Annotated in this window: 5 protein-coding genes and 1 riboswitch; all 5 genes read right to left on the reverse strand. The window is 25.7% G+C overall.

Annotated features, from left to right (window positions below):
* Window positions 1-34: 34 nt before the first annotated feature.
* Genes thiD through AVBRAN12642_RS09465 form a run of 5 tightly spaced genes read right to left on the reverse strand, consistent with a single transcriptional unit; the run spans window position 35 to window position 3,780 of the window.
* The gene (gene thiD, locus AVBRAN12642_RS09445) at window positions 35-790 is read right to left on the reverse strand and encodes a bifunctional hydroxymethylpyrimidine kinase/phosphomethylpyrimidine kinase (RefSeq protein ID WP_214150600.1); all 756 of its coding nucleotides are present in this window, start codon (window positions 788-790) and stop codon (window positions 35-37) included.
* Window positions 759-1,313 carry a hypothetical protein gene (locus tag AVBRAN12642_RS09450; protein ID WP_336607410.1) on the reverse strand — a complete coding sequence of 185 codons (555 nt, stop codon included), beginning with the start codon at window positions 1,311-1,313 and terminating at the stop codon, window positions 759-761. Before AVBRAN12642_RS09450 ends, thiD begins: the two co-directional genes overlap by 32 nt.
* The gene (thiE, locus tag AVBRAN12642_RS09455) at window positions 1,289-1,906 is read right to left on the reverse strand and encodes a thiamine phosphate synthase (protein WP_336607409.1); all 618 of its coding nucleotides are present in this window, start codon (window positions 1,904-1,906) and stop codon (window positions 1,289-1,291) included. Before thiE ends, AVBRAN12642_RS09450 begins: the two co-directional genes overlap by 25 nt.
* Window positions 1,890-2,684 (reverse strand): hydroxyethylthiazole kinase, encoded by a 795-nt coding sequence (gene thiM / locus AVBRAN12642_RS09460; RefSeq protein WP_336608289.1) that lies wholly within the window; start codon window positions 2,682-2,684, stop codon window positions 1,890-1,892. Before thiM ends, thiE begins: the two co-directional genes overlap by 17 nt.
* Window positions 2,647-3,780: a cytosine permease gene (locus tag AVBRAN12642_RS09465; RefSeq protein ID WP_336607407.1), complete on the reverse strand. Its 1,134-nt coding sequence runs from the start codon at window positions 3,778-3,780 to the stop codon at window positions 2,647-2,649. Before AVBRAN12642_RS09465 ends, thiM begins: the two co-directional genes overlap by 38 nt.
* A 43-nt stretch (window positions 3,781-3,823) precedes the next feature.
* A riboswitch (TPP riboswitch) is annotated at window positions 3,824-3,924 on the reverse strand.
* Window positions 3,925-4,042 lie beyond the last annotated feature (118 nt).

Here is a 4,042-nt window from a genome sequence, read left to right on the forward strand (position 1 = left end):
ACATATTTTAAAATTAAAGCTTAAAACTATAATGCTAAAAATGATTTAATAATTTTACTTTGTAATTAAAATTAAAGCTATTTTTTAAAGCATTACTTACATAATCTTTTGCATTTTTACAAGCTGTTTTAATATCTTCGTTTAAAGCTAAATTACAAGCAATTGCAGAGCTTAGAGTACAACCCGTGCCGTGAGTTACAATATTTTTTATTTTTTCGCCTTTAAAAATCGTAATTTCACCATTTTCGCTTAAAAAATCACTTGCTTTTAAATGTCCACCTTTTAACAAAACCTTACAATTTAGAGTTTTTTCTAGACTTTTTGCTGCATTTATTGCATCTTTTTCATTTGTGATTTTTTCGCCCAACAAAACTTCAGCTTCATATAAATTTGGAGTAATCAAATAAACATTTTTTGCAAAATCTTTTATAGCATTAATCGCCCTTTCATCAAGCAATCTTGCACCACTTGTAGATACCATTACTGGATCTAATACGATTTTACTATATCCATTTAGAGTATTTTTAACACAATTTATAATTTCTTCATCATAAAGCATTCCGATTTTTATAAAATCTATTTCGCATTCATCAAAACAAGCTTTTATTTGAGCTTTTATAAAATCTGTATCAACCCTTAAAACGCCAAAAACTCCGCTAGTATTTTGAGCAGTTAGAGCTGTAATTACACTCATTGCATACATTTTATGAGCTTGAATTGTCTTTATATCAGCTTGCAACCCAGCCCCACCAGATGGGTCACTTCCAGCTATACTTAATATCTTTTTCATTTAATTCTCCTATGTTTTTAATATTTATTGTTGCATTTTCGCAATTGATTCCAACGCTAAAAATGTCGTTTTTATTAGCTAAATCAATTATTTTAAAGCTATCATCAATTAAAATAAAATTATTAGTATTTAGCTTATTCATACAAGTTTTTAAAGCTATTTGAGTAGTTTTTAAATATTTTCTTTCATCTTGAATGAAAACAAATTCATCTAAAATATCAAATCTTTTTAAAACAAGTTTTGCAAATGGACTAGCTGTATAAATACACTTTTTATAAGCTTTAAATTTGGCTAAAAACTCATTTACACCTATACATAAATTAGCTTCTTTGCTATAAAAATCAATGCAAGTTTTAATAATTTTTTTACTTAATTTAGTTTTGTTTAATTCATCAATTTTTTTAAGCCCATCATAAAAACTTAAATCATCTAAATTATATCCATTAGCTAATTCTTGCCAAAAGCCAACGCTATCAATGATTACGCCATCAAGGTCAATTATAAAAGAGAAATCTTTTTCCATAATTTTTCGCAATTTGCTTTATAATTTTGATTTTCATAAATCGCACTTATACAAGCTATATTTTTTATTTTAAATTCTTTTAAATTGTCTATATTTTGATAATTTAATCCTCCTATTGCCACTTTAGGAATGTTTATTTCTTGCACTATTTTTATTAGGTCATTTTTGCTTAGCATTTTTGCATCTTTTTTAGTATTGCTCTCATAAATTGCTCCAATGCCTAGATAATTTGCTCCTAATTGTAAGCCTTTTAACGCTTCTTCATAATTACTTGCACTTATTCCTAAAAACATATTTTTTGGTATTTTTAGATTTTTGTTTATATCACTTTGTCCTAGATGAATACCATCAGCATTTAGCTTAATTGCAAGGTCTAAATCATCGTTTATTATTAAAGCTACTTTTTTTATTTCACAAAGATTTTTTAATTTTAAAAGTGTATTAAGGCTATAATTGTTCGCTTTATTTCTTACTTGAAAGCAAGTTACATGATTTGCAAATAAAATCTCACAAATATCTAATAATTCATCTTCTTTAGTGTATATATCATCACTAATTGCATAAAATCTTAAAATTTCATCTAAGTTTTTCAATTTTTATCCTTTCTTTTATGGTAGTTCCATCAATTTTGCTTAACTCATCAATTAAGTGCATTTTAAACGACATAGTGCCATTTGCTTTAGTTTCGGCTATTTCAGCACTTATGTTAAATGCACTTATACCTGTGATTACAGAATTTAATTTATCATCATTTGCCCCAACAAAAACGGCTAAGATATTGCCTAGCATACAACCTGCACCTGTGATTTTCGTCTGCATTGCCGAACCATTGCTTAGTATAAAAACATTCGTTTTGCTGATAATAAAATCATTTTTACCTGTGATTACCAAAATAGTTTTATGTTTTTTAGCAAAATCAATGTATTTTTCTAAATCATTTTGATTTATTTCATCACTACTATCGCAGCCACTTGTATTTAATGTCTTATTTACTAGATAATTTATCTCGCTTGCATTGCCTTTAATTACACAAAACTTTATATTTTGCATTAAATATTTACATAAATTATTTCTTGCATTACTAACTCCTGCTGCAACGGGGTCAAAAACAATAGGAATATTTAATTCATTTGCCTTTAAGGCTGCGTTTTTATGGGCTTTTATTAGATTTTCGTTTAACTGCCCGATATTTAGCAAAACCGCATTACTAATTGTAACAATTTCACCAACTTCTTCATAAAAATCTCCCATAATAGGTGAGCCACCAACAGCTAAAATAGCGTTAGCTGAGTCATTTATCGTTACATAATTTGTAATACTTTCTACTAAAGTTTTATGATTTCTTGTTTTTTGCATAATGTTTTGATACATATTCTCCTCCTAAGGTTAAAATTAAAATGATTAAAAAAGTTAAAATTGATGCTAAAAAATCAAAATAAATCAGTATTTGATAAATTAAAAATCCAATAAACCAAATTAAAAAATTTAATTTAGCTGAATTTTTTAGTTTAAAACAATATACACATACTATAACCGATGCCATAGGTAAAAATACTGAACTTAATGTATATAAAAAATTTTCATATAAAGAAAAAGGTATAAAAATAGCTATTAATAAAGCAATAAAGATTATTAATAAAATTGTAATTTTATTACCAAATTTATTATTTATATTTTTAATACTTTCATTAGCTGAAAAAATGTCTAAATATGTTGTTGTTATTGTTGAAAAAATAATCAAAAATATTATTAACATTGATAATTTTAAAGTGATTAAAAAACTAGAAAGGTCGCTATAGTATTTCATAGTTAAATATCCAATTATATACATAAGTGAACTTCCTAGAAAATACGCGACTGAAGCTACTAAACTATCTTTTATTGGATTTTTAAAATATTTTGTATAATCACCAACTAATGCAAGCCAAGAAATTGGCATAGCAATACTTAGTTCAATAGCATTTATCAAGTTTATTTTATTAACTTCTATTTGGTTTAAATTAAGATTAATTAAGTTATAAAAAATATAAATTACTATCAAAAAAAGTATGCAAACTATAAAATTATTTATTAACATTAATAAATTTTGTTTTAAGAATAGCCATATTATTAAAAGTGATGATAACAAAATTGCTACTAAGTTAAAATTTGTATTTGGATATAGTCCATTTAGTAGTATTGCTGCACTCATAATCATAACTGCACTCCAGCAAATTAAAGCTAGAAAATTGCAAAATGAAAAGAATATTTTGCCATTTTGTGAGTAAAAATATTTAAGACTACCCATAGCATTGTATTTTAGTTTAGTGCTAATATACATCATAGCAAAAAATAAAATTCCACCTAAAAAATGCCCAAAAAATATAGCAAATAAAGAATCACTTAAAATAAGACCTGAAAATAAACTACCGGCTTCAATTTCAGCTAGCGAAATACTAGCTCCAAGCCACAAGAAAAAATTACTCATACAACTCTCCATAAAATCAATTTATGGGAATGCTAAGAAAGGATTAGAAAATTTTGCATCTCCCTACGCTGGCATTACCCAAACAGGTTCAAAGGGTCAAGACTATTACGCCTACTCTCAGCTTTCGCTCCCCTAAAATTATTATTCTAATTAAAATTAGTTATGAAATAGATATATAAAATATTACAATAATTATTTGTTATATTGCAATAATTTCTTAATTTTTAATATAAATAATCAATATATTTAATACTTATTTTAT

The sequence above is a fragment of the Campylobacter sp. RM12642 genome (assembly GCF_020137635.1).
In the GTDB taxonomy this organism is placed as follows: Bacteria; Campylobacterota; Campylobacteria; order Campylobacterales; family Campylobacteraceae; genus Campylobacter_E.

Coding starts and splice junctions, on each gene's coding strand:
- thiD (WP_214150600.1), bottom strand. CDS start 790: ATGAAAAAGATATTAAGTATAGCTGGAAGTGACCCATCTGGTGGGGCT.
- AVBRAN12642_RS09450 (WP_336607410.1), bottom strand. CDS start 1,313: ATGGAAAAAGATTTCTCTTTTATAATTGACCTTGATGGCGTAATCATT.
- thiM (WP_336608289.1), bottom strand. CDS start 2,684: ATGTATCAAAACATTATGCAAAAAACAAGAAATCATAAAACTTTAGTA.
- AVBRAN12642_RS09465 (WP_336607407.1), bottom strand. CDS start 3,780: ATGAGTAATTTTTTCTTGTGGCTTGGAGCTAGTATTTCGCTAGCTGAA.